General features: G+C 68.7%; 15 protein-coding genes and 2 pseudogenes. 8 read left to right on the top strand and 9 right to left on the bottom strand.

Going from position 1 to position 23,662, the window contains the following annotated elements; all coding sequences use genetic code 11:
* Positions 1-56: 56 nt before the first annotated feature.
* On the bottom strand, positions 57-1,526 hold the full coding sequence (locus BLW81_RS07705; RefSeq protein ID WP_083406678.1) for a flavin-containing monooxygenase: 1,470 nt from the start codon (positions 1,524-1,526) through the stop codon (positions 57-59).
* A 79-nt stretch (positions 1,527-1,605) separates the two neighbouring features.
* On the opposite strand from BLW81_RS07705, the gene BLW81_RS07700 reads away from it, so the two are divergent.
* The gene (locus tag BLW81_RS07700; RefSeq protein WP_083406677.1) at positions 1,606-2,253 is read left to right on the top strand and encodes a TetR/AcrR family transcriptional regulator; all 648 of its coding nucleotides are present in this window, start codon (positions 1,606-1,608) and stop codon (positions 2,251-2,253) included.
* 27 nt (positions 2,254-2,280) lie between these two features.
* Entirely contained in the window at positions 2,281-3,501 is a 1,221-nt protein-coding gene (dinB, locus tag BLW81_RS07695; protein ID WP_083406676.1) for a DNA polymerase IV, read from the top strand.
* Between the two features lies 1 nt (position 3,502).
* Here dinB and BLW81_RS30140 read toward each other — a convergent pair whose 3' ends face one another.
* Positions 3,503-4,045, bottom strand: a complete 543-nt coding sequence (locus tag BLW81_RS30140) for a hypothetical protein (RefSeq protein ID WP_268875606.1) — start codon at positions 4,043-4,045, stop codon at positions 3,503-3,505.
* A gap of 81 nt (positions 4,046-4,126) precedes the next feature.
* Complete coding sequence (locus tag BLW81_RS07685; RefSeq protein ID WP_083406674.1) at positions 4,127-5,131, bottom strand: PHP domain-containing protein; 1,005 nt, start codon at positions 5,129-5,131, stop codon at positions 4,127-4,129.
* Between the two features lie 97 nt (positions 5,132-5,228).
* On the opposite strand from BLW81_RS07685, the gene BLW81_RS07680 reads away from it, so the two are divergent.
* A complete protein-coding gene (locus BLW81_RS07680; protein ID WP_083406673.1) occupies positions 5,229-5,606 on the top strand; it encodes an ArsR/SmtB family transcription factor in 378 nt (125 codons plus the stop codon).
* A pseudogene (locus tag BLW81_RS07675) lies at positions 5,603-7,238 on the top strand (SulP family inorganic anion transporter). The gene BLW81_RS07680 and the pseudogene BLW81_RS07675 overlap by 4 nt, the downstream one beginning before the upstream one ends.
* Before the next feature lie 2 nt (positions 7,239-7,240).
* On the opposite strand, the gene BLW81_RS07670 reads toward BLW81_RS07675, so the two are convergent.
* The gene (locus BLW81_RS07670; protein WP_083410385.1) at positions 7,241-7,816 is read right to left on the bottom strand and encodes a TIGR03086 family metal-binding protein; all 576 of its coding nucleotides are present in this window, start codon (positions 7,814-7,816) and stop codon (positions 7,241-7,243) included.
* 30 nt (positions 7,817-7,846) lie between these two features.
* Complete coding sequence (locus BLW81_RS07665) at positions 7,847-8,527, bottom strand: potassium channel family protein (RefSeq protein ID WP_083410384.1); 681 nt, start codon at positions 8,525-8,527, stop codon at positions 7,847-7,849.
* A gap of 173 nt (positions 8,528-8,700) precedes the next feature.
* Here BLW81_RS07665 and BLW81_RS07660 point away from each other — a divergent pair, with 173 nt between their 5' ends.
* Positions 8,701-10,197: a potassium/proton antiporter gene (locus tag BLW81_RS07660; RefSeq protein ID WP_083406672.1), complete on the top strand. Its 1,497-nt coding sequence runs from the start codon at positions 8,701-8,703 to the stop codon at positions 10,195-10,197.
* A gap of 50 nt (positions 10,198-10,247) precedes the next feature.
* A pseudogene (locus tag BLW81_RS07655) lies at positions 10,248-11,095 on the top strand (LLM class F420-dependent oxidoreductase).
* A 496-nt stretch (positions 11,096-11,591) separates the two neighbouring features.
* On the opposite strand, the gene BLW81_RS07650 reads toward BLW81_RS07655, so the two are convergent.
* The 4 genes from BLW81_RS07650 to BLW81_RS07635 all read right to left on the bottom strand — a co-directional run bounded on the left by BLW81_RS07650 (position 11,592) and on the right by BLW81_RS07635 (position 20,983).
* The gene (locus BLW81_RS07650; RefSeq protein WP_083410383.1) at positions 11,592-12,428 is read right to left on the bottom strand and encodes a polysaccharide deacetylase family protein; all 837 of its coding nucleotides are present in this window, start codon (positions 12,426-12,428) and stop codon (positions 11,592-11,594) included.
* A gap of 63 nt (positions 12,429-12,491) precedes the next feature.
* The gene (locus BLW81_RS07645; protein WP_083406671.1) at positions 12,492-13,958 is read right to left on the bottom strand and encodes a glutamate synthase subunit beta; all 1,467 of its coding nucleotides are present in this window, start codon (positions 13,956-13,958) and stop codon (positions 12,492-12,494) included.
* The gene (gene gltB / locus BLW81_RS07640; RefSeq protein ID WP_083406670.1) at positions 13,951-18,534 is read right to left on the bottom strand and encodes a glutamate synthase large subunit; all 4,584 of its coding nucleotides are present in this window, start codon (positions 18,532-18,534) and stop codon (positions 13,951-13,953) included. Before gltB ends, BLW81_RS07645 begins: the two co-directional genes overlap by 8 nt.
* A 400-nt stretch (positions 18,535-18,934) precedes the next feature.
* On the bottom strand, positions 18,935-20,983 hold the full coding sequence (locus BLW81_RS07635; protein WP_157897625.1) for a heavy metal translocating P-type ATPase: 2,049 nt from the start codon (positions 20,981-20,983) through the stop codon (positions 18,935-18,937).
* 62 nt (positions 20,984-21,045) lie between these two features.
* Here BLW81_RS07635 and BLW81_RS07630 point away from each other — a divergent pair, with 62 nt between their 5' ends.
* Together BLW81_RS07630 and BLW81_RS30135 are read left to right on the top strand one after the other, a co-directional pair.
* On the top strand, positions 21,046-21,849 hold the full coding sequence (locus tag BLW81_RS07630; RefSeq protein ID WP_083410382.1) for a PaaI family thioesterase: 804 nt from the start codon (positions 21,046-21,048) through the stop codon (positions 21,847-21,849).
* 342 nt (positions 21,850-22,191) lie between these two features.
* Entirely contained in the window at positions 22,192-23,658 is a 1,467-nt protein-coding gene (locus tag BLW81_RS30135) for a PGRS repeat-containing protein (RefSeq protein WP_157897624.1), read from the top strand.
* Positions 23,659-23,662: the final 4 nt, after the last annotated feature.

The raw sequence follows: 23,662 nt of genomic DNA, 5'->3' as shown, positions 1-23,662 counted from the left end.
GAAATGCCCCAATTTCGCCGCAAAGAGGGGCGTTTCGCGTCTGCTCGGCAAAGGAATTAGACGGCCGCCGGCACCTTGTGCCGGGTGAATGCCAGCGCTTCGTCGTCGACCTTACCGCGACGGATGAGCCGTAGGTCCAGCAGGTAGTTCTGCTTGAGCCGCCACGGCGCGACGTGGCCGGCCTTCGGCAGATAGTCCAGCGCGCGCAGCACGTATCCGGGCGTGAAGTCCATCAGCGGCCGCTCGTCGACACTGTTGCCGGGGTGCTGCGGCTCGACACGGTCAAAGCCATTGTCGTCCATGTAGTTCAGCACGCGGCAGAAGAACTCCGACACCAGATCGGCCTTCAGCGTCCACGACGCGTTGGTGTAGCCGATGGTGAACGCCATGTTCGGCATGTGGGTCAGCATCATGCCCTTGTAGGCCATCGTGTCGTTCAGGTTGATCGGCTCGCCGTTGCGCTTGATCTCGGCGCCGCCGAACAGCTGCAGGTTCAAACCCGTTGCGGTGACGATGATGTCGGCCTCGATCACCTGACCCGACGTCAGCTTGATGCCGGTCTCGGTGAACCGCTCGATGGTATCGGTGACGACGTCGGCCTTGCCGTGGCGGATCGTCTTGAACAGGTCGCCGTTGGGCGCCAGGCACAGCCGCTCGTCCCACGGGTTGTACCGCGGCCCGAAATGCTTCTGCACGTCATAGCCCTCGGGCAGCCGGCGCTTGGCCATCGTCATCAGCTGGTTGCGCATGAACTTCGGGAAACGCCTGCTGAGCTGATACTGCGCGGACTGGAACAGGATGCTCTTCCAGCGGTTCAGCACGTAGGCGGGCTTCTCCGGCAGCGTCTTGTTGGTCCGCACGGTGAACGGGTCGACGTCGGGCAGCGCGCCGATGTAGGTCGGCGACCGCTGCAGCATCGTGACGTGGCCGGCGCCGGAATTGGCCAGCGCGGGGATCAGCGTCACCGCGGTCGCGCCGCTGCCGATCACCACGATCTTCTTGCCCTGGTAGTCGAGGTCCTCGGGCCAGTGCTGCGGGTGGATGATCGTGCCGGCGAAGTCGTCGCGGCCGACGAACTCCGGGGTGTAGCCCTCGTCGTAGTTGTAGTAGCCGCTCGCGGCGAACAGGAACGACGCGGTCAGTTCGGCTTCTTCGCCGTTGCGCTCGACGCGCACGGTCCAGCGGTTGTCGGCGTCGGACCAGTCGGCCGACAGCACCCGGTGGCTGTAGCGGATGTTCTTGTCGATGCCGTACTCGGCGACCGTCTCCTCGAGGTACGCCATGATCGACGGCCCGTCGGCGATCGCCTTCTCCGATGTCCACGGCTTGAACCGGAAGCCGAGGGTGAACATGTCGGAGTCCGAGCGGATGCCCGGGTACTTGAACAGGTCCCAGGTGCCGCCGAGATTCTCGCGGCGCTCCAGGATCGCGTAGCTCTTGCCGGGGCAGCGGTCCTGCAGATGCCAGGCGGCGCTGATGCCGGAGATGCCGGCCCCCACGATGATGACGTCGAGATGTTCGGTCATGGTACCGGAGCGTATCAACGGTGTGTCGAGTCAGTCAACAGTGTGTTGAAAAACTCGACACCGTGTAAAGTGAAGGCCTGTGACCACCGTCAGCCAGCAGCGCGGATCCCGTGCCCGGCGTTCCTCGCGTCCCACCGGCGACGACCGTGAGCAGGCGATTCTGGGGACGCTCGAGCGATTGCTCGAGGAGCGCCCGCTGGCCGAGATCTCGGTGGACGACCTCGCCAAGGGCGCCGGGCTGTCCCGGCCGACCTTCTACTTCTACTTCCCGTCCAAGGACGCGGTCCTGCTGGCGCTCGTCGAGCAGGTCATCAACGAGGCCGACCGCAACGCCGACGCGGCCATGGGCGGCATGGACGTCTCGGTCGAACCCGCCGGCGTGTGGAAGGCGATCAACGCGCTGTTCAGCACCTTCGGCGCGCACCGGGCGGTGACGCTGGCCGGCGCGGCGGCCCGGCCAACCAACCCCGACGTCGGGGCCCTGTGGTCGCGGTTCATGCAGAAGTGGATCGACCACACGACGGCGTCGATCCAGGCCGAGCGCGACCGCGGCGAAGCTCCGACGACGATTCCGGCGCACGACCTCGCGACGTCACTGAACCTGATGAACGAGCGCACGATGCTGGCGTCGTTCGCCACCGAACAACCCGCCGTCGACCCCGCACAACTCGTCGACACCCTCGCCCACATCTGGGTCACCAGCATCTACGGGACGACGCGGCACTAGTCAGCCGTCACCCTCCGATGCGAACATATGTTCGTGTCCGGAGGCGGTGGTGTCGAGGCGGCGAGCATTCTGCACGCCGACCTCGACTCGTTCTACGCATCGGTCGAACAGCGCGACGACGCCACGTTGCGCGGCCGTCCGGTGATCGTCGGTGGCGGGGTCGTGCTCGCCGCCAGCTACGAGGCAAAGGCCTACGGCGTGCGCACCGCGATGGGTGGACGCGAGGCGCGTCGGCTGTGCCCGCACGCGATCGTCGTGCCGCCGCGGATGTCGGCCTACTCGCAGGCCTCCAAGGCGGTCTTCGAGGTGTTCCACGACGTGACGCCGCTCGTGGAACCGCTGTCGGTGGACGAGGCGTTCCTCGATGTCTCCGGCCTGTGGCGGGTGTCGGGCACCCCGGTCGAGATCGCCGCGCGACTGCGCGAGCAGGTGCGCGACCGCGTGGGCCTGCCGATCACGGTCGGCATCGCCCGCACCAAGTTCCTGGCGAAGGTCGCGAGCCAGGAGGCCAAGCCCGACGGTCTGCTGCTCGTCCCGCCCGATCGGGAACTGGCGTTCCTGCATCCGCTTCCGGTGCGACGGCTGTGGGGGGTCGGCGCCAAGACGGCGGAGAAGCTGCACACCTTCGGTATCGAGACGGTCGCCGACGTGGCCGAGCTCAGCGAGTCGACGCTCGGATCCCTGGTGGGTCAGGCGATGGGGAGCCGGCTGTTCGCGTTGGCGCACAACATCGATCGACGGCGGGTGGTCACGGGTGTGCGGCGGCGCTCGGTCGGTGCGCAGCGCGCGCTCGGCAGGCGCGGCAACACGATGACGGACGCGGAGGTCGACGCGGTCGTCGTCAACCTGATCGACCGCATCACCCGGCGGATGCGCGCGGCGGGGCGGACCGGTCGCACCGTGGTCCTGCGGTTGCGTTTCGACGACTTCAGCCGGGCCACGCGGTCACGCACGCTGCCGCGCGCGACGGCGTCGACCGACGCGATCCTGCAGGCGGCCCGCGCCCTCGTCGCCGAGGCGAGGCCGTTGGTCGCTGAAAAGGGTTTGACGCTGGTGGGTTTCGCGGTGTCGAACATCGACCGGGACGGGGCACAGCAGTTGGAGTTGCCGTTCGACGCGCATACCGACACCACGGCCGTCGACGCCGCCGTCGACCAGGTCCGTCAGCGGTACGGCAATGCCGCGGTCACCCGTGGCGTGCTGGTGGGACGCGATCCCGGGCTCGAAATGCCGCACCTGCCGGACTGATTCAGGGCCGGCCCTTCGGATTCGACTTCCGTGGCGGCGTCTTCTTCGCCGGAACTTTCTTGGCGGCAGCCTTCTTCGCCGGGGCCTTTTTCGCGGGCACCTTCTTCGCGGGCTCAGCCTTCTTCGCCGGCACCTTCTTCGCGATGGCCGGCTCGGCCTTCTTCGCGGGGGCCTTCGCCGCGGGGGCCTTCTTCGCGGGGGCCTTCTTCGCGGGGGCCTTCTTCGCCGGGGCCTTGCTCACGGCCGCCTTCTTGGCCGGCGCCTTCTTCACCGGGGCCGGCGGCGGATTGGCCGCCTCGGTCTTCGCCGACGCCGTCGGCACCGCCTTAGCGGGCGCCTTCTTGGCGGGGGGCTGGTTCACGCGCGTCGCGGCCTTCTTCGCGGGGGCTTTCTTCGCCGGCGCGTCGTCCCCGCCGGATCGCTTCGACCCCTCTCCCAGGCCGACCTTCTCGGCCGCGTCCTCGGCTGCCTCCCGGACCAGGGCCACCAGGCCGGCTGCGCGCTGGCCCAACGCCGCGGCCGTGTCACCGATCGCTTTTCTCACCACTGTCGACTCCATAACGCTGAATTGCCGGAGCCCGACGGGTACCCCGTTCGGCGCGTTTTACCGACGTGGTGTGACAAGTCAGGACGAGGTCCACTCCAGCAGCTTGTCCGCGGGCCAGCTGTTGACGATGCGCTCGACCGGAACCCCCGCGTCCAGCGCCCGTTGCGCGCCGTAACCGAGGAACTCCAACTGCCCAGGGGCGTGCGAATCGGTATCGATCGAGAACACGCAGCCGATGTCGAGCGCGAGCTCGAGCAGCCGCGTCGGCGGGTCACGGCGCTCGGGTCGGGAGTTGATCTCGACGGCGGTGCCGTGGTCGCGGCAGGCGGTGAACACCTCCTCGGCGTCGAACTTCGACTCCGGCCGCATCCCGCGGCCGCCGGTCACCAGCCGGCCGGTGCAGTGCCCCAACACATCGGTGTGCGGATTGGCGACCGCCTTGAGCATGCGGCGGGTCATCGATGCGGAGTCCATCGCCAGTTTCGAGTGCACACTAGCCACCACGACGTCGAGGCGCTCCAAGAGCTCTGGCTCTTGATCGAGTGATCCGTCCTCGAGGATGTCGACCTCGATCCCGGTCAGAATCCGCATCGGCGCGACGGTCTCGCGGATCTCGTCGATGATGTCGAGCTGGTGGCGCAACCGGTCGGCCGACAGTCCGTTGGCGATTCGCAGCCGCGGCGAGTGATCGGTCAGCGCACAGTACTCGTGTCCCAAATCCCTTGCAGCCGACATCATTTCCTCGATCGGCGCGGAACCGTCGGACCAGTTGGAGTGCACGTGCAGGTCACCACGCAACGCGGCGCGGACATCGCCGCCGCCGAGATCGGCTGCTGTGGAACGCAGTTCGACCAGCGCGTCGGGTTCGCGGCCCGCCCAGGCCTGCGCGATCACCTTTGCGGTCTTGGGACCGATGCCGGGCAGCGACTGCCAACTGTTCGCGGTGCCGTGCCGGTCGCGGTCGGCTTCGGAGAGCGCTTCGACGACATCGGCGGCGTTCCGGTAGGCCATCACCCGGCGCGGGTCTTCGCGCGCGCGGTCTTTGTAATAGGCGATCTGCCGGAGGGCGACGACGGGGTCCACGACTCCAGTGTGCCCAAAAGCCGATTTGGCGCTGGCCGCGCGCACCTCATATAGTGGATTGCGAATTTGTTCAATCCATCAATCGATGAGTAACGCCATGCCGCATCGTTTTCCCGGAAGTCCGGAGCAGCCGCTCTACGAGATCAAGGCCAATCTCTTCAAGGCGCTGGCCCACCCCGCCCGCATCCGGATCCTCGAGATCCTGTCGGCCGGTCGCGGCCCGACACCGGTCAGCCAGATTCTCGCCGAGACCGGCTTGGAGCCGACGCTGATCTCCCAGCACCTGGCGGTGCTCAAGCGGCATCGGGTGGTGAGCGCACGGCGGGTCGGCAATTCGGTGTTCTACGAGCTCGCCCACCCGAAGGTGTCCGAGTTGCTGGTGATCGCCCGGACTTTTCTCGCCGATGTGCTCGACGCCCAGCGCGACCAGTTCGAGGCGCTCAAAGCGATGCCGCCGCTCGGACAGCGCGGATGATCCGGGCCGCTGCCGACACGGTCACCCGCCTACTGCCCAGCCGTCGCGACTACACCGAGGCGCCGCGTTCCTGGCGCCGCGACATCCTGGCCGGGGTGACGGTCGGCGTGGTGGCCCTGCCGCTGGCGTTGGCGTTCGGGATCAGTTCGGGCGTCGGTGCGGCCGCCGGTCTGATCACCGCGGTGGTGGCCGGTCTGGTCGCGGCCGTCTTCGGCGGATCCCATGTCCAGGTGTCCGGACCGACGGGCGCCATGGCCGTCGTCCTCGCCCCCGTCGTCGCCCAGCACGGACTCGGCAGCATCGCTCTCGTCACCGTGCTCGCCGGAGTGATCGTGCTGGTGGGCGGCATCACCGGACTGGGCCGCGCGGACGTTCATCCCGTGGCCGGTCATCGAGGGGTTCACACTCGGTATCGCCGCAATCATCTTCCTGCAACAGCTTCCGGCCGCCTTCGCCGCGGACACCCCGGCGGGCGGTCGCACCGTGGTCGCCGCCTGGCAGGTGGTCAGCCACATCGACTGGTCCGCGGCGGTCTACCCGATCGGCGTGGTGGCCGTCGTCGCGCTGCTCATGGTGACGCTGCCGCGCCTGCACCGCGGCATTCCGGAATCGCTGACCGCCGTCGTCGCGGCGACCGTGCTCGTGGCGGTCCTCAACCTTCCAGTCGACAGCATCGGTGCGCTGCCGTCGACCCTGCCCGCCCCGGTTTTGCCGCACGCCGACGTCGCCGCCATGCGCACCCTGGTCGGCGCCGCGCTGGCCATCGCCGCGTTGGCGGCCATCGAGTCGCTGCTCTCGGCGCGGGTGGCCGCCACCATGGCGCCGACCGGACCCTACGATCCCGATCGCGAACTGGTCGGGCAGGGCATGGCGTCGGTGGCCTCGGGTCTGTTCGGTGGCATGCCGGCAACCGGCGCCATCGCGCGCACCGCGGTCAACGTCCGGTCCGGTGCCCGTACCCGCGTCGCGGCGATCGTGCATTCCCTGGTGCTGCTCGCCATCGTGTACCTGGCCACCGGGCCCGTCTCGATGATCCCGCTGTCCGCGCTGGCCGGCGTGCTGATGGTGACGTCGTTCCGGATGATCTCGCTGGGAACCATCCGAAAGATCCTGCACTCCACCCGTTCCGATGCCGTGACGTTCGTGCTGACCGCGGCCGTCACCGTCTGTTTCGACCTGGTCGACGCGGTCCTGATCGGCATCCTGGTCGCTGCGTTCTTCGCCTTGCGCACTGTTGCTCGCCGCAGCAGCGTCGTCCGTGAGGAACTACCGGGGCCACCGCAGCCCGGCGACGACCAGATCGCCCTGCTGCGTCTCGATGGCGCGATGTTCTTCGGTGTGGCGGAAAGAATTTCGAATGCCATCGCCGATGCCGACCAATCAGTGGTCGTCATCCGCCTGTCTCAGCTGGGCATGCTCGATGCCACCGGTGCGCACACGCTCGCCCAGATCGCGACCGACCTCGAGGCACGGGGGATCACCGTCATCATCAAGGGTGTTCAACCCGAGCACATGAACCTACTTGCGAATGTCGGTGTGTTCGAATCACTTCGGCACGAGAACCACCTGCTTGACTCGCTCGACGACGCGATCGCGCACGCCCGCAGTCACGTGGCCGCACACGCGAGGTGAGCTCAGTGTCCCGCGGACCATCCGGGGTCGCGGCCGGTCATCGCAACCAGACGGTCCAGCACCGGCGCGTCGTCGGCGACGGGTACCGCGCGGGCGAACAGCCCCTCCACCGGACCTTCGGCCGCGATCTGGCTGACGTGCGGCAGCACCACCGCGACGGTCTCGTCGTCGATCTCATACCGCTGCCCGCTGGCGCGTGCGACGTCCCAGCCGTGGATGACCACCTCGGTGAGCGCGACCATCCCGGCCACCTCGGCCGGAAAGTCGACCGTGCCCGCGCGCGTCATCCCCTCCCATGCCGCGGGCCGGGAGAACGCCAGCGCCAACTCCGTGAGCCGGGCCGGATACCGCACCCGCCAGTCGTCGTCGAGCGCCGGGTCGAAGGTGGGCGGGGTGTCGGTGAGCGGGCCGAACTCCTTGTGCGCAGCGGCGTTGAAGGCCAGCGCGAGCCCGCCGATGTGCGCCAGCAACGCGTCTAGCCGCAGGTCTTCACAGGGGGTCGGGGCACTCAACTGGTCGTCGGTCACGTTCACCAGCACGTCGGCGGTGCGTCTGCACGCTGCGGTCAGATCGATCATGTCCATACCGACCCGCGCACCAGCGAAAAGTCATCGCTCGGGCAGCGGCTCGAGCGCCCCCTGTACAAGACCCCGCACCTCGGTGTGGCCGGACCCGCCGACCAGGAACAGCATCTCGTCGCCGGCCTCCAACACGTCGTCGGGCTTGGGCAGCACGACACCGCTGTCGCGGATGACGATCGCCAGCATCGTGTTGTCGGGCAGCGGCAGGTCACGCATCCGCTGGCCCACCAGCAGGTCACCTTCGGGCAGCGTCAGTTTCGCCAGGCTCACCTGGCCGCGCCGCAGCTGCATCAGCCGCACGACGTGGCCGATGTCGATCGCCCCCTCGATCGCCGCGACCAGCGCGCTGGGCGCCGACACCGCGACGTCGACGCCCCACCCCTCGGTGAACAGCCACTCGTTGCGCAGGTCGTTGACCCTGGCCACCACGCGCGCGACACCGAACTCGGTCTTCGCCAGCAGCGACGCCGCCAGGTTCACCTTGTCGTCGCCGGTGGCCGCGATCATCACGTCGCACATGTGCAGGCCGGACTCCTCGAGCGCCGACAGCTCGCAGGCGTCGGCGAGCAGCCATTCGGCCCCGGGCACGCTGTGCGGTTCGTAGTGGCGGGCATTGTGCTCGATGAGCAGAACCCGGTGCCCGTAGTCGAGGAGTTCCTGGGCGACCGATCGCCCGACCGCGCCGGCGCCCGCGACACCGACCCGCATCACGGCGCGCTCGTCGACGCGGCGCGGTGCCTGCGCTGAGCGTCTCCACGGCCGGATCACGACTTCATACTGACCGATGCGGGCCGCACCCTGCGCGGCTACCGGGTCAGAACATCGGTCGCCGCGCCGTGGTAGGTGTTTACTGCACGTCAGACCGACCGAACGGCGATGAAATGACCCTTGAGCAGCTGTATCTCATGCTGCTGCTCGCTGGGGTGGTGCTGCTGGCCAGCATCGTCGCCACCAGGGCCGCAAGCCGTGTCGGGCTGCCCAGCCTGCTGCTGTTCCTCGGCGTCGGCGTCATCGTCGGCGAGGACGGACTCGGACTGGACTTCGACAATTATCTGCTCGCCGACCACCTCGGCACCGTGGCGTTGGCCGTGATCCTCGTCGAAGGCGGTCTGACCACCCGCTTCTCCGACATTCGCCGACTGCTGGCGCCGGCGGCGATGCTTGCCACCGTCGGTGTCGCGGTCAGCATGCTGGTGACCGCCGCCGGGGCGCACCTGCTGATCGGGCTCGACTGGCAACTGTCGCTGCTGCTCGGCGCCGTCGTGTCGGTCACCGATGCGGCGGCGGTGTTCTCGGTGCTGCGTGTCGTGCCGCTGCCGCGCCGAGTGGCCGGTCTGCTCGAAGCTGAGTCCGGCTTCAACGACGCGCCCGCGGTCATCCTGGTGCTGATGTTCAGCGTGACACCGCTGGAGGTGTCGCCGGTGCACGCGCTGATGGAACTGGGCTACGAGCTGGTGCTCGGCGCCGCGATCGGTCTGGGCGTCGGGTACCTCGGTTCGATCGCGTTGCGCCGCATCGCCCTTCCCGCCTCGGGCCTGTACCCGCTGGCCACCTTCGGGCTCGGCATGGTGGCGTTCGCCGCGGGCGGTAGCGCGCATGCCAGCGGATTCCTGGCGGCGTATCTGTCCGCGGTGGTGTTGGCCAATTCCGGTCTGCCGCACCGGTCGGCGACCCGCTCGTTCGCCGAGGGCCTGGGCTGGCTGGCGCAGATCGGCCTGTTCGTACTGCTCGGTCTGCTGGTGGATCCCAGCGACCTCGCCAGCGCGATCGTCCCCGGGATCGTCACCGGGCTGGTGCTGCTGCTCGTCGCCAGGCCGCTGTCCGTCGTCGCCTCGGTCATCTGGTTCCGGATCCCCTGGCGCGAACAGGTTTTCGTGTCGTGGGCGGGGCTGCGCGGCGCGGTCCCGATCGTATTGGCGACGTTCCCGATCGTCGGCGGCGTGCCGAACAGCATCCACCTGCTCAACATCGTCTTCATCCTCGTGGTGGTGTTCACGCTGCTGCAGGGTCCGAGCCTGCGCCCGCTCGCGCACCGGCTGGGACTGATCCCGAAGGAGGCGACGCGCGAGATCGCGGTGGAGTCGGCGCCGCTGGACGTGTTGGACGCCGAACTGCTGACGATGACGGTGCAGGCGCCGTCGCGGCTGCACAACGTCACCGTGCTCGAGTTGCGGCTGCCCGATCCGAGCGTGATCACGCTGATCATCCGCAACGGCCGAACCTTCGTGCCGCAGCCCGACACCCGCATCGCGATCGGTGACGAACTACTGATCGTGACCACCACCAAGACCCGCGCGGTGGCCGAGCGCCGACTGCGCGCGGTCAGTCGGCGCGGCAAACTCGCCTACTGGTTCGACGAGTTCGGCGAGACCGAGTAGCCCGATCGTCCACAGGCGATCACCAGGTTTCCGGGACTAACGTTGAAGCAATGAGATTCGCCTTCAAGACGTCACCGCAGAACACCGCATGGTCGGACATGCTTGCCGTCTGGCAGGCCGCCGACGACATCGAGGTCTTCGAGTCCGGTTGGACCTTCGACCACTTCTATCCGATCTTCTCCGACTCGAGCGGCCCATGCCTCGAGGGCTGGATCACCTTGACCGCGCTGGCGCAGGCGACCAAGCGGCTCCGGGTCGGCGTGCTCGTCACCGGCATCCACTACCGGCACCCGGCGGTGTTGGCGAACATGGCTTCCGCGCTCGACATCGTGTCGGGCGGCCGACTCGAACTCGGCATCGGCGCGGGCTGGAACGAGGAGGAGTCGGGCGCGTACGGCATCGAGCTGGGGTCGATCAAGGAGCGCTTCGACCGGTTCGAGGAGGCCTGCGAGGTGCTGACGGGTCTACTCAGCCAGGAGACGACGTCGTTCGACGGCAAGTACTACCAGCTCAAGGATGCCCGCAACGAGCCGAAGGACCCGCAGCAGCCGCATCCGCCGATCTGCATCGGCGGCAGCGGTGAGAAGCGCACGCTGAGGATCACCGCCAAGTACGCCGACCACTGGAATTTCGTCGGTGGCCCGCCGGAGGAGTTCGCCCGCAAGCGTGACGTGCTGGCGTCGCACTGCGCCGACATCGGCCGCGATCCGGCAGAGATCACGCTGTCGGCGCACGTGCGCCTGGACGCCGAGCGCAACTACGGCAAGGTGGTCGAGGAGGCTGCGGCGCTGGGTAAGAGGGGCTGGACCTGGCGATCATCTACCTGCCGCCGCCGTATGATCCGGCCGTGCTGCAGCCGTTGGCCGACGAGATTGCGGCGTCAGGGCTGCGCGACTAGCAAACTTTCCTGACGGTCACGAAGATATAACGATTCGGCAAAGCCGAGATCACACACCGTCGCTGGCGGGCTTCGCCGGCGGTTGTGTTCGCTAGACGCCGTACAGGCGGAGTTCGTCCGCGGTGATCAGGCGCTCGGCCTTGGCGGGAAATTCCCGGCTCTTCAGGGGATGTCGCAACAGTGACCAGGCGATACGACTCACCCGTGACCGTGAGATTGGGTTGTGGTACACGGAACTGACTCCTGCGTCGATACCGATTGCTGACCGGGGGCCTACATTACCGCAGTGCCCTCATGAAGTCATTAGATACCTGTGCGTTGGCAAACTATGGTAGGCGCGCCGACAAATCGTCAGACGTTTTTGGAGTGACTGATGTGGCAGATGTGACCAAATTCTCGCCCGTTTCTTTCCGACTGTGCGGTGTCGTCCGCGACGCGCCGGTCCACCGTACGAATCCGCACACATGGCGACTGCGCGGCATCCGGTCCGCGGCCGTCACGGCCTGACGAACACGTCGTTCAGCGTCACCGTGCGCAGCCGTCGCGCGCGGATGATGTCGACCAGCTGCCCGTAGACCTCGGTGACCGGCTCGTGATTGAGGTGTCCGATGACGATGGTCTGCGCGGTGAAGTACCGGTCGGCCATCGCGACCACGTCGGCCGCCGGGATCCACACGTGGTCCTCGAGGGTGCCAGACCACAACGTGTTCGCCGTGTAGCCCAACTCGCCCGCCACCTTCTCGACGTGTGCGTTGTGCGCGCCGTACGGCGGCCGGAAGTACGGTCGGGCGTCGATTCCGTATGTCTTCCACAGGAATTCGTGGTTGTGCCGGAACTCCTCGGCGACGTCGGCCAGCGGCAGCTTGGTGAGGTTCGGATGTGACCAGGTGTGGTTCGCCAGTTGAATCTGACCCGCGTCGACCAGGGGCCGCAGCACATCGATGTGGTCGGTCCAGGACCGGTAGATCCCGTTGACGAAGAACGTCATCCGCGCGCCGGTGTCCTTGGCGAACTGCGTGTACGCCCGGACCACCTCGCTGCTCACCCCGTCGTCGACGGTCAGTGCCAGCAGGTCGCCCTCACCGGGCAGCCTGCTCAGCACGCCGCCGGGCAGCGCTACCCGCGCGCTGTCGGGCGGCGGCGGCAGCAGGCCCACCGGCGATGCGCCCGACGGTTTGGCCACTTCGGCGGCCACCCCGGTCACCTGGGGTGAACCGTCGGCCGCGCAGCGACTCAGCCCGACCGCGCCCAGCGTTGCTACAGACAGCGCAGCCAGGAAGTTGCGCCGGTTGAGCTCCACGACGGGACGGGTGGTTCGGTAGCGGCCGATCATCGCCACTACTGTCTCGCGCGCACGCGGAAAACCCGTCCATTGCGCCGCGTGTCGCGGCAGGGCTTACCGCTGAGGAACAGCGGTCGGCTTGATCGGAGCCGGAAGCGCCGAGTGACCCATCAGGTAGCGGTCCACCCCGGCGGCCGCCGCGCGACCTTCGGCGATGGCCCACACGATCAGCGACTGACCGCGCCCCATGTCGCCGGCGACGAAGACGCCGGGCACCGAGGTGGCGAAGTCGTTGTCGCGCGCGACGTTGCCGCGCTCGTTGATCTCGACCCGCAGGTCGGTGAGCAAGCCCTCGCGCTCCGGGCCGGTGAAGCCCATCGCCAGCAGCACCAGGTCGGCGTCCATCTCGAACTCGGTGCCGTCGACCTTCTCGAACTTGCCCGCGTTCATCTTGACCTCGTGCCCGCGCAGCCCGGTCACGCGGCCGTCGCTGCCGACGAACTCCTCGGTGTTGACCGAGTAGACGCGTTCACCGCCCTCCTCGTGCGCCGAGGACACCCGGAACATCAGCGGATAGACCGGCCACGGTGTCGAGTCGGCGCGGGTCTCCGGAGGGCGAGGCATGATCTCGAACTGGTGCACGCTCTCGCAGCCCTGCCGGTGCGCGGTGCCCAGGCAGTCGGCGCCGGTGTCGCCGCCGCCGATGATGATGACCTTCTTGCCCTTGGCGTGAATCGGCGGCAGACCGTTCTCGTCGGTCACCGGATCGCCCTGCTGCACCCGGTTGGCCCACGGCAGGTACTCCATCGCCTGATGGATGCCGTCGAGCTCGCGGCCCGGGATCGGCAAGTCGCGGCGCGCGGTGGCACCGCCGGCGAGCACCACGGCATCGAACTCGGCGCGCAGTTGCTGCGCGGTGATGTCGACGCCGACGTTGACACCGGTGCGGAACTCGGTGCCCTCGGCCGCCATCTGCTCCAGCCGACGGTCGATGTGGCGCTTTTCCATCTTGAACTCGGGGATGCCGTAGCGCAGCAGCCCGCCGATGCGGTCGTCGCGCTCGAACACGGTCACGGTGTGCCCGGCGCGGGTCAGCTGCTGGGCGGCCGCGAGCCCGGCCGGACCCGAACCGACGACGGCGACCTTCTTGCCGGTCTTGACGTCGGGCGGCCGCAGGGTCACCCATCCCTCGTCGAACGCCTTGTCGATGATCTCGACCTCGATCTGCTTGATCGTGACCGGATCCTGGTTGATGCCCAGCACGCACGAGCCCTCACACGGCGCCGGGCACAGCCGGCCGGTGAACTCGGGGAAGTTGTTGGTGGCGTGCAACCGCTCGATCGCGTCGCGCCACCGGTCGGTGCGGACCAGGTCGTTCCACTCGGGGATCAGGTTCCCCAGCGGACACCCGTTGTGGCAGAACGGTATTCCGCAATCCATGCAGCGGGTGGCCTGCACCCGCAGGGTGTCGTGGGAGAAGTCCTCGTAGACCTCTTTCCAGTCGCGTAGGCGCAGCGGCACCGGTCGCCGCTGCGGGGTCTCGCGCTGGGTGTGCTTGAGGAAACCGCGGGGATCAGCCACTGGCGGCCGCCATGATCGCTTCGTCGACGTCGACGCCACGTTCTTTGGCGTCGGCGATCGCCTCGAGTACCCGCTTGTAATCGCGGGGCATCACCTTGGTGAAGTGCTTCACGTTGTTGTTCCAGTCACTCAGGATCCGTTGTCCGACAGCGGAATCCGTGGCATCGACGTGGGCTTGCAGCATGCCCTGCAACCAGTCGAGGTCCTCGTCGTCGAGGCTCTCGAGTTCGACCATCTCGGCGTTGAGGTTGTCGGGCAGCGCGTTGTCGGGGTCATAGACGTAGGCGATACCGCCGGACATCCCGGCCGCGAAGTTGCGACCCGTCGGCCCGAGGATCGCGATCTTGCCGCCGGTCATGTACTCGCAGCCGTGGTCGCCGACTCCCTCGACCACCGCGTGCGCACCGGAGTTGCGCACCGCGAAGCGCTCGCCGACCTGGCCGCGGATGAACGCCTGGCCGCTGGTCGCGCCGAACAGGATCACGTTGCCGGCGATGATGTTGTCCTCGGCGACGTAGTCGTCGGGCACCGTGTCTGACGGGCGCACCACGATGCGCCCACCCGACAGGCCCTTGCCGACGTAGTCGTTGGCGTCGCCGTAGACGCGCAGCGTGATGCCCTTCGGCACGAACGCCCCGAAGCTGTTGCCCGCCGACCCGTCGAACGTGATGTCGATGGTCCCGTCCGGAAGCCCCTGCCCGCCATAGGCTTTGGTCACCTCGTGGCCGAGCATGGTGCCGACGGTGCGGTTGACGTTGGCGATCGTCGTCGAGAACCGCACCGGCGTCTGCGAATCCAGCGCCTCGCGGCACATCACGATCAGCTGCTGGTCGAGCGCCTTGTCCAGCCCGTGGTCCTGGCGCGAACTGCAGTACAGGTCCTGGTTCATGAACGCCGAGTCGGGCTCGTGCAGCACCGGCGCGAGGTCGAGCTTGTGCGCCTTCCAGTGCTCGGCGGCCTGGGTGGTGTCCAGCGCGCTGACCTGGCCGACCATCTCGTTGACGGTACGGAAGCCCAACTGCGCCATCAGTTCACGCACCTCTTCGGCGATGAACATGAAGAAGTTCTCGACGAACTCGGGCTTGCCGGTGAAGCGCTGGCGCAGCAGCGGGTTCTGGGTGGCGACGCCGACCGGGCAGGTGTCGAGGTGGCAGACGCGCATCATGATGCAGCCCGACACCACCAGCGGTGCGGTGGCGAAGCCGAACTCCTCGGCGCCGAGCAGTGCGGCGACGACGACGTCGCGGCCGGTCTTGAGCTGCCCGTCCACCTGCACGACGATGCGGTCGCGAAGCCCGTTGAGCAGCAACGTCTGCTGGGTCTCGGCCAGGCCGAGCTCCCACGGCGCGCCCGCGTGCTTCATCGACGTCAGCGGCGTCGCGCCGGTGCCACCGTCGTGGCCGGAGATGAGCACCACATCCGCGTGCGCCTTGGACACGCCCGCGGCCACCGTGCCGACCCCGTTCTCGGACACCAGCTTGACGTGCACGCGCGCCTGCGGGTTGGCGTTCTTGAGGTCGTGGATCAGCTGGGCGAGATCCTCGATCGAGTAGATGTCGTGGTGCGGCGGCGGGGAGATCAGCCCGACGCCCGGCGTCGAGTGCCGCACCTCGGCCACCCACGGGTACACCTTGCCGCCCGGAAGCTGGCCGCCCTCACCGGGTTTCGCGCCCTGGGCCATCTTGATCTGGATGTCGGTGCAGTTGCTCAGGTAGTGGCTGGTCACGCCGAACCGGCCCGACGCGACCTGCTTGATCGCGCTGCGTCGCCAGTCACCGTTCTCGTCGCGGTCGAATCGCGCGACGGCCTCGCCGCCCTCGCCGGAGTTCGACCGGCCACCGAGGCGGTTCATCGCAATCGCCAGCGTCTCGTGCGCCTCGGCGGAGATCGAGCCGTAGCTCATCGCGCCGGTGGAGAACCGCTTGACGATCTCGCTGGCCGGCTCCACCTCCTCCAGCGGCACCGGCGCGCGCTCGCCCGCGCGGAACTTGAGCAGCCCGCGCAGCGAGGCCATCCGCTCGCTCTGGTCGTCGACCAGCTTGGTGTACTCCTTGAAGACCTCGTACTGGCCGGTGCGCGTGGAGTGCTGCAGCTTGAACACCGTGTCCGGGTTGAACAGGTGGTACTCGCCCTCGCGACGCCACTGGTACTCGCCGCCGACCTCGAGTTCGCGGTGCGCCCACTCGTCGGGACGGTCCAGGTAGGCCAGCGAGTGGCGGGCCGCGACGTCGTCGGCGATGTCGTTGAGGTCGATACCGCCGACCGGACAGGTCAGCCCGGTGAAGTACTCGTCGAGCAGCTGCTGGCTGATGCCGATCGCCTGGAACAGCTGGGCGCCGGTGTAGGACGCCAGCGTCGAGATGCCCATCTTGGACATCACCTTCAGCACACCCTTGCCCGCGGCCTTGACGTAGTTCGCCTTGGCCTGATCGCTGGAGATGCCGGTGATCACGCCACGGTCGACCATGTCCTCGATCGACTCGAACGCCATGTACGGGTTGATCGCGGCGGCGCCGAACCCGACCAGGCACGCCATGTGGTGCACCTCGCGGGCGTCACCGGCCTCGACGACCAGGCCCACCTTGGTGCGGGTGCGCTCGCGGACCAGGTGGTGGTGCACCGCCGACACCGACAGCAGCGACGGAATCGGCGCCATCTGCTCGTTGGACTCGCGGTCGGACAGCACGATGATGCGGGCGCCCTCGCGGATCGCGGTCGACACCTTGGCCCGCACGTTGTCCAGCGCCTCCTTGAGGCCCTGGCCGCCGCGGTTGACCGGGTACAGGCAGCGGATGACGGCCGCGCGCATGCCGTGCTTGTGCCCGCGGATCTCGTGGTCGGGGTCGACGCAGATCAGCTTCGACAGATCGGCGTTGCGCAGGATCGGCTGCGGCAGCACGATCTGCCGGCAGGACTCGGCGTCGGGGTTGAGCAGGTCACCCTCGGGGCCGACGGTGCCCTGCAGGCTGGTCACCACCTCTTCGCGGATGGCGTCCAGCGGCGGGTTGGTCACCTGGGCGAACAGCTGCTGGAAGTAGTCGTAGAGCATCCGCGGCCGCGACGACAGCACCGCGATCGGGGTGTCGGTGCCCATCGAGCCCAGCGCCTCGGCGCCGGTGCGCGCCATCGGCGCGACCAGCAGGTTGAGCTCCTCGTAGGTGAAGCCGAAGATCTGTTGGCGCAGCACGACGCGGTGGTGCGGCATGCGCACGTAGTCGCCCGGCGGCAGTTCGTCGAGGTGGAACAGGCCGGCGTCGAGCCACTCCTGATACGGCTGCTCGGCGGCGAGTTCGGCCTTGATCTCCTCGTCCTCGACGATGCGGCCCTTGGAGGTGTCGACCAGGAACATGCGGCCGGGCTGCAGGCGCATCCGCTTGACGACCGTCGACGGATCGAGGTCGAGCACGCCGGCCTCCGAGGCCATCACGACCAGACCGTCCTTGGTCACCCAGATGCGCGACGGGCGCAGCCCGTTGCGGTCCAGCACCGCGCCGATCACGGTGCCGTCGGTGAACGTCATCGACGCCGGTCCGTCCCACGGCTCCATCAGCGAGGCGTGGTACTTGTAGAACGCCCGCCGGGCGGGATCCATCGACTCGTTGCGTTCCCAGGCCTCCGGGATCATCATCAGCACCGCGTGCGGCAGGCTGCGCCCGCCGAGGTGAAGCAGTTCGAGCACCTCGTCGAACCGAGCGGTGTCCGAGGCGCCCGGTGTGCAGACCGGGGTGATCTTGTCGAGATCCTGGTTCGGGCCGAACACGTCGGTCTTGATCAGCGCCTCACGCGCCCGCATCCAGTTCTCGTTGCCGGTGACGGTGTTGATCTCACCGTTGTGGGCGATGCGCCGGAACGGGTGCGCCAGCGGCCACGACGGGAACGTGTTCGTCGAGAACCGCGAGTGCACGATCCCCAGCGCGCTGGTGAGCCGCTCGTCTTGCAGATCGAGGTAGAACGCCTTGAGCTGCGGCGTGGTCAGCATGCCCTTGTAGACGAAGGTTTGACCGGAAAGGCTTGGGAAATAGACCGTTTCGCGTCCGGGCCCGTCCTGGCCGGGGCCCTTGGTGCCCAGCTCGTGCTCGGCTCGCTTGCGCACCACGTAGGCGCGACGTTCCAGCTCCATGCCCGACGCGCCGCCGAGGAACAGCTGACGGAACGTCGGCATCGCGTCGCGGGCCAGCGCACCCAGCGGTGAATCGTCGGTGGGCACCTCACGCCAGCCCAGCACCTGCAGGCCCTCGGCCTCGGCGATCTTCTCGACGGATTCGCACGCGTTGGCCGCGTCCTTGGACGACTGGGGCAGGAACGCGATGCCGGTGGCGTAGCTGCCGGGCTCGGGCAGATCGAAGTCGACCACTGCGCGCAGGAAGTCGTCGGGGACCTGCAGCATGATGCCCGCACCGTCGCCGGTGTTCGGCTCGGCGCCCTGGGCACCGCGGTGCTCCAGGTTCACCAGTGCCGTGATGGCCTTGTCCACGATGTCGCGGCTGCGACGGCCGTGCATATCGGCCACCATGGCCACACCGCATGCGTCGTGCTCGAATGCGGGGTTGTACAGCCCTTGGCTGTTGGGCGCCATTCCCACCTACCCTTTACGAAGCTTCTGCCTGGCAGCCGCCGACAACGGCGTTTCGCCGGTCCGGGCTATGGAGTGCCTTCGTGCAGCATCGAACGCCGGCCTTTTTCCACATGCCTCAAGTGGAGAAAACGATATGACAAACACCGGGTGACATGCCAACTTAGCCCTACCTAACTAACCCGTTGCCGGCCGGTGCGCGCGCCGCCGGCCGCAAACCGGTAGATCGACCAATGCCATTGAGCGCGTTGATGATTGACCAGATGTCAGTGCGACGGGGGCAGATGCGGCATTCGTCACACTGCCCTCCAGGTGCGCCGGCTAGTTTGCTGTTGAGCTGCCGTGATCGTGCGACCTGTGCGAACTTGATCACAAGTGGTTTGCGAAAAGCCTAGCCAGATTCTTAGGAAAGCGCTCGCAGTGCGGCGTCGGGCCGCAAGTCGAGGCGACGCAGCAGTTGCGCGTTGAGCGCCACCACCACCGTCGACGCGGACATCAAGATCGCCCCGACCGACATCGGCATCACAAACCCCACGGGCGCGAGCACCCCCGCCGCCAAGGGCACCGCCACGAGGTTGTATCCCGCTGCCCACCAAAGATTTTGACGCATCTTGCGATACGATTCACGCGACAGCAGGACGACCGAGAGCGCCGACCGGGGATCAGAGCCGGCCAGGATCACCCCGGCCGACGCGATCGCCACGTCGGTGCCCGCGCCGATCGCGATGCCCACTCCGCCCTCGGCGGCCGCCGCCGCGATTGCCGGGGCGTCGTTCACCCCGTCGCCGACCATCGCGACTGTGCGGCCTTCCGCCGCGAGCTCGGCGACCTTGGCGGCCTTGTCCTCGGGCCGCACCTCGGCGTACACCCGCTCGATCCCGAGTTCGGCGGCGACCGCGTGGGCGACCGACTCCGCGTCGCCGGTGATCAGCACGGTCTCGATGCCCAGATCCCGCAGCGCCGCCACGGCCTGCCGCGACTCCGGGCGGATCTCGTCGGCGAGCTTGAGCGCTCCGGCCACCGTGCCGTCGACGACGACGTGCAGCACCGTCGCCCCCTCGTCGCGCCACGTCCCGGTCTCCGGCAGTTCGGCCAGGCCGGCCTCGGCCAGCATCCGCGGCCCGCCGACCCGGACCGTCGCGCCGTCGACCAGCGCGGTGACGCCGACGGCCGGCGACGAGGTGAAGTCGCGGGCGGCCGGCACCGCCAACCCACGCTCTTTGGCGATCCCCACGATCGCGCGGGCCAGCGGATGTTCGGAATCGGCCTCGGCGGCCGCCGCCAGCGCCAGCAGTGTGTTCTCGTCGCGGCCGGCCGCGGCCACGACGTCGGTGACCGCGGGCTTCCCCGCGGTGAGCGTGCCCGTCTTGTCGAACAGCACCGCGTCGACGGTGCGCATGTTCTCGAGCGCGAGCCGGTCCTTGACCAGCACGCCGCCGCGCGCGGCCCGTTCGGTGGCGATCGACACCACCAGCGGGATCGCCAATCCGAGGGCGTGCGGGCAGGCGATCACGAGCACCGTGATGGTCCGGATGACCGCTTCTGACGGCTGGCCGAGGAACGACCACGCTGCCGCGGTGAGGATCGCCGCCGACAAGGCGAACCAGAACAGCCAACCCGCCGCGCGGTCGGCCAGCCGCTGCGCCCGCGACGACGAGTTCTGCGCCTCGGTGACAAGCCGCTGGATGCCGGCGAGCGTGGTGTCGTCGCCCACCGCGGTCACGGTCACCCGCAGTGCCGAGTCGGTGGCGACGGTGCCCGCGACGACGTGGTCGCCGACGCTGCGGCGCACGGGCCGCGACTCGCCGGTGACCATCGACTCGTCGACGTCGGCGGATCCGTCGACCACGTCGCCGTCGGCGGGCACACTGGCTCCGGGCCGGACCAGCACGACGTCGCCGGTCTGCAACTCCGAGGGCGCGACGGTCTCGGTGCCGTCGCCGACGATTCGTTCCGCCTCGTCGGGCAGCAGAGCCGCCAGGGACTCGAGCGCGGAGCTGGTCTGCGCGAGCGAGCGCATCTCGATCCAGTGGCCGAGCAGCATGATCACGATGAGCAGCGCCAGCTCCCACCAGAAGTCCAGCTGGTGGTGCAGCACGCCCAGGCTCGCGCCCCACGACGACACGAACGCCACCGTGATGGCCAGACCGATCAGCAGCATCATTCCCGGTGTGCGCGAACGGATTTCGCTGACAGCACCGGTCAGGAACGGGCGTCCGCCCCAGAGGTACATGACGGTGCCCAGCACCGGCGACACCCAGGGCACGTCGGGCGGCGAATAGCCGACGATCATCGCGAACATCCCCGACAGCGCCACCGTCGGCACGGCGAGCACGAGCATGATCCAGAACAGGCGACGGAACTGGGCGACGTGGTCGTCGTGGCCGTGACCGCTGTGCCCGCCGGCGTGCTCGGCCCCGTGGTGGTGCTGCGCGTGCTCGACCTCGGTCATGGTCGCGATGGTATACCCCATAGGGGTATAGCGCCAGGTTCGGTCGGTCACGCTGTACGGCGATGTCACATCCGCTGAACACCCCGCTGGGCCGGTTCGGCATCGTGACATCCGTCGACGGTCCCGCCGAGTGCGTGGCCTCGATCCCCGTCGGCGGGATGACCAACGCGCTGACCGGAGCGCCGACGATCGCACCGCTGGCGATGCTGGTCGACCACGCCTGCGGGTTGGTCAACCACCGCCGCCGCGGCCCCGACGAGTGGACGGTGTCGTCCGAACTGTCCGTCGAGGTCGACCCGGACGCGGCCGCGATCATCGCCGAGGCGCCGGAGGAACCGGTGGTCGCGACGGCCCGGCCGTTCGGCAGGAAGACCGACGTCGCGTTGGCGGTGTGCGACCTCGCCCACCGCGACACCGTGCTGGCGACCGCGACCGTGCGCTCGTTCTACATCCGCACGCCGGGCGCCCTCGGCTCCTTCAGCGACGGGCCCACCGGCCCGATGCCGCCGGGCACGCTCGCCGACCGGATGGCGGTGCGGGTCGCCGAGGGCGGCGGCGCAGGTCAGGTGCTGTTACAGGGCGAGGACCCGGTGCTCAACAACCTCATCGGCATCGTGCACGGCGGGGTGTCGGCGATGGCGCTGGAGATGGTCGCCTCTGCCGCGATCAACTCCGCACGCGACGACGACCTGTTGCGCACCTCGTCCCTGCGGGTCAACTTCCTGCGTCCCTTCCACAGCGGCGCTGAATCCCGTTACGTCGGAACATCTCTGCGGGTGGGCCGCAGCACAGGCGTCGGCGAGGCCCAGGCGATCGGGTCGGGTGGAGCGCCGGCGATCATCGCGCGCCTGACCGGTTACCGCTGACCGCTTCTTCGCATCGCGGCCAGTTTGCTCTTTCCGCAAGTCATTGCCGTGCGGGCTCGGCGCTGCCCGTCACGAGTAATTTTGCGCGCGATGGCCCTAATGATTGCTGAACGCGCGTCGAAATGTTTGCAAATCCATTAGTTCTCTTAGCAAGCTTCCGTCATAAAACTCCTGAAAGTCCTTGTTAACCGCGTAATTAATTTACATGTCAGTCAATTGAAACAGGTTGCAGGGATTAGCTATTCATCAGTGGCAATGTGTGCTAAATATGTTGCTCACACCCTTGTGTGTCGTTGGCCAGCTAAGAGTCCAGTGCGGTCTCTTCCACGAAAGGACCCGGCAATGAAGATTGCCAAGCAAAAGTCAGTCGCAACCGCGACCCTGGCCATGGGCGCGTTGGCCGCGGCCAGCGCCGCGGCCTACCTCGTCGACCCGCCGGCGACGGTCGCCAAGGCGAACCCGTTGGTGGTGCAGCAGCAGGAAGTTCAGCTGACCTCGCTGTTCGGTCTGCTGTTCGTTCCGCCGAAGCCCAAGCCCGCCGCGACGACGACCGCTGTGGTCGCTGCGGCGCCTCCGCCGTCGGATCCGCTGAGCGCGCTGCTCGGCGGCCTGGTGCATGCGCTGATCAGTAACGGTGACGAGCCCGGCGAGAACGGCGGCCTGCTGATCGGCAGCGGCGCCACGGGCGCGGCCGGCCAGACCGGCGGCAACGGCGGCCTGCTCCTCGGCAACGGCGGCGCCGGCGGCGCGGCCGCGAACGGCACCCAGACGGGCGGCGACGGCGGCAGCGCGGGCCTGATCGGCACCGGCGGTGCGGGCGGCGCGGGCTACACCCCGGCGGTCGGCGCGGCAGGTGACGTCTCCGGCACGGCGGGCGGCGACGGCGGCCACGGCGGCATCGTGCTCGGTGACGGCGGCACGGGCGGCGCCGGCGGCGGCGCGGGCGTGCTGGTCGGTAACGCGACCGGCGGTGCGGGCGGCGACGGCGGGTCCGGCGGCATCATCGGCGCCGGTGGCACCGGTGGCGCCGGCGGCGACGCGGCCGTGATCAACGGCAACGCGACCGGCGGCGCCGGCGGCGAAGGCGGCGAAGGCGGCGTGGTCGGCGGCGGCGGCGAAGGCGGCACCGGCGGCAACGGCGAGGTCATCCCGATCGGTGGCGCCACCGGTATCGGCAACGGCACCGGCGGGGCCGGCGGCGAAGGTGGCGGCGGCGGCGTCGTCCTCGGTGACGGCGGCACCGGCGGCGAAGGCGGCTTCGGCACCGCGGGCACCGGCACCGGAACCGGCGGCGCGGGCGGCGACGGCGGCGACAGCAACGGTGTCATCAGCAACGGCGGCACCGGCGGTGAAGGCGGCGCGGGCGCGGTCGGCACCGGTACCGCTGACGGCGGCGACGGCGGCGACGGCGGCGATGCCGGTGTGATCGGCGGCGGCGGCATCGGCGGCGAGGGCGGCGATTCGGCCGCGGGCGTCGGCACCGCGAATCCCGATATCGACACCGAAGGCGGCGACGGCGGCGAGGGCGGCCAGGGTGGCGGCCTGCTCGGCGGCGGCGGCAAGGGCGGTGACGCCGGCGACGCGACCGGCGGCCTGGCCTCGGCCGGCGGCGGCACGGGCGGCACCGGTGGCAACGCCGGCGGCCTGCTCAGCAGCGGCGGCGACGGCGGCACGGGCGGCAACGGTGTCTCCGGCATCGGCGCGGGCTCGGGCGGCGACGGCGGCGACGGCGGCTCGCCCAACGGCAGCGGCGGCGCCGGCGGGCAGGGCAGCGCCAACAACGACGGCAGCGACGGAGCCGACGGCTAGCCGA

Origin of the sequence: Mycolicibacterium rutilum, assembly GCF_900108565.1 — a bacterium.
GTDB classification, from domain to species: domain Bacteria; phylum Actinomycetota; class Actinomycetes; order Mycobacteriales; family Mycobacteriaceae; genus Mycobacterium; species Mycobacterium rutilum.
This window is presented reverse-complemented; position numbering and strand designations above follow the sequence as displayed.

Coding starts and splice junctions, on each gene's coding strand:
- BLW81_RS07680 (WP_083406673.1), top strand. CDS start 5,229: ATGCCGCATCGTTTTCCCGGAAGTCCGGAGCAGCCGCTCTACGAGATC.
- BLW81_RS30135 (WP_157897624.1), top strand. CDS start 22,192: ATGAAGATTGCCAAGCAAAAGTCAGTCGCAACCGCGACCCTGGCCATG.
- BLW81_RS07630 (WP_083410382.1), top strand. CDS start 21,046: ATGTCACATCCGCTGAACACCCCGCTGGGCCGGTTCGGCATCGTGACA.
- BLW81_RS07660 (WP_083406672.1), top strand. CDS start 8,701: ATGACCCTTGAGCAGCTGTATCTCATGCTGCTGCTCGCTGGGGTGGTG.
- BLW81_RS07665 (WP_083410384.1), bottom strand. CDS start 8,527: ATGCGGGTCGGTGTCGCGGGCGCCGGCGCGGTCGGGCGATCGGTCGCC.
- BLW81_RS07705 (WP_083406678.1), bottom strand. CDS start 1,526: ATGACCGAACATCTCGACGTCATCATCGTGGGGGCCGGCATCTCCGGC.
- gltB (WP_083406670.1), bottom strand. CDS start 18,534: ATGGCGCCCAACAGCCAAGGGCTGTACAACCCCGCATTCGAGCACGAC.
- BLW81_RS07650 (WP_083410383.1), bottom strand. CDS start 12,428: ATGATCGGCCGCTACCGAACCACCCGTCCCGTCGTGGAGCTCAACCGG.
- BLW81_RS07670 (WP_083410385.1), bottom strand. CDS start 7,816: ATGATCGATCTGACCGCAGCGTGCAGACGCACCGCCGACGTGCTGGTG.
- BLW81_RS07635 (WP_157897625.1), bottom strand. CDS start 20,983: ATGACCGAGGTCGAGCACGCGCAGCACCACCACGGGGCCGAGCACGCC.
- dinB (WP_083406676.1), top strand. CDS start 2,281: ATGTTCGTGTCCGGAGGCGGTGGTGTCGAGGCGGCGAGCATTCTGCAC.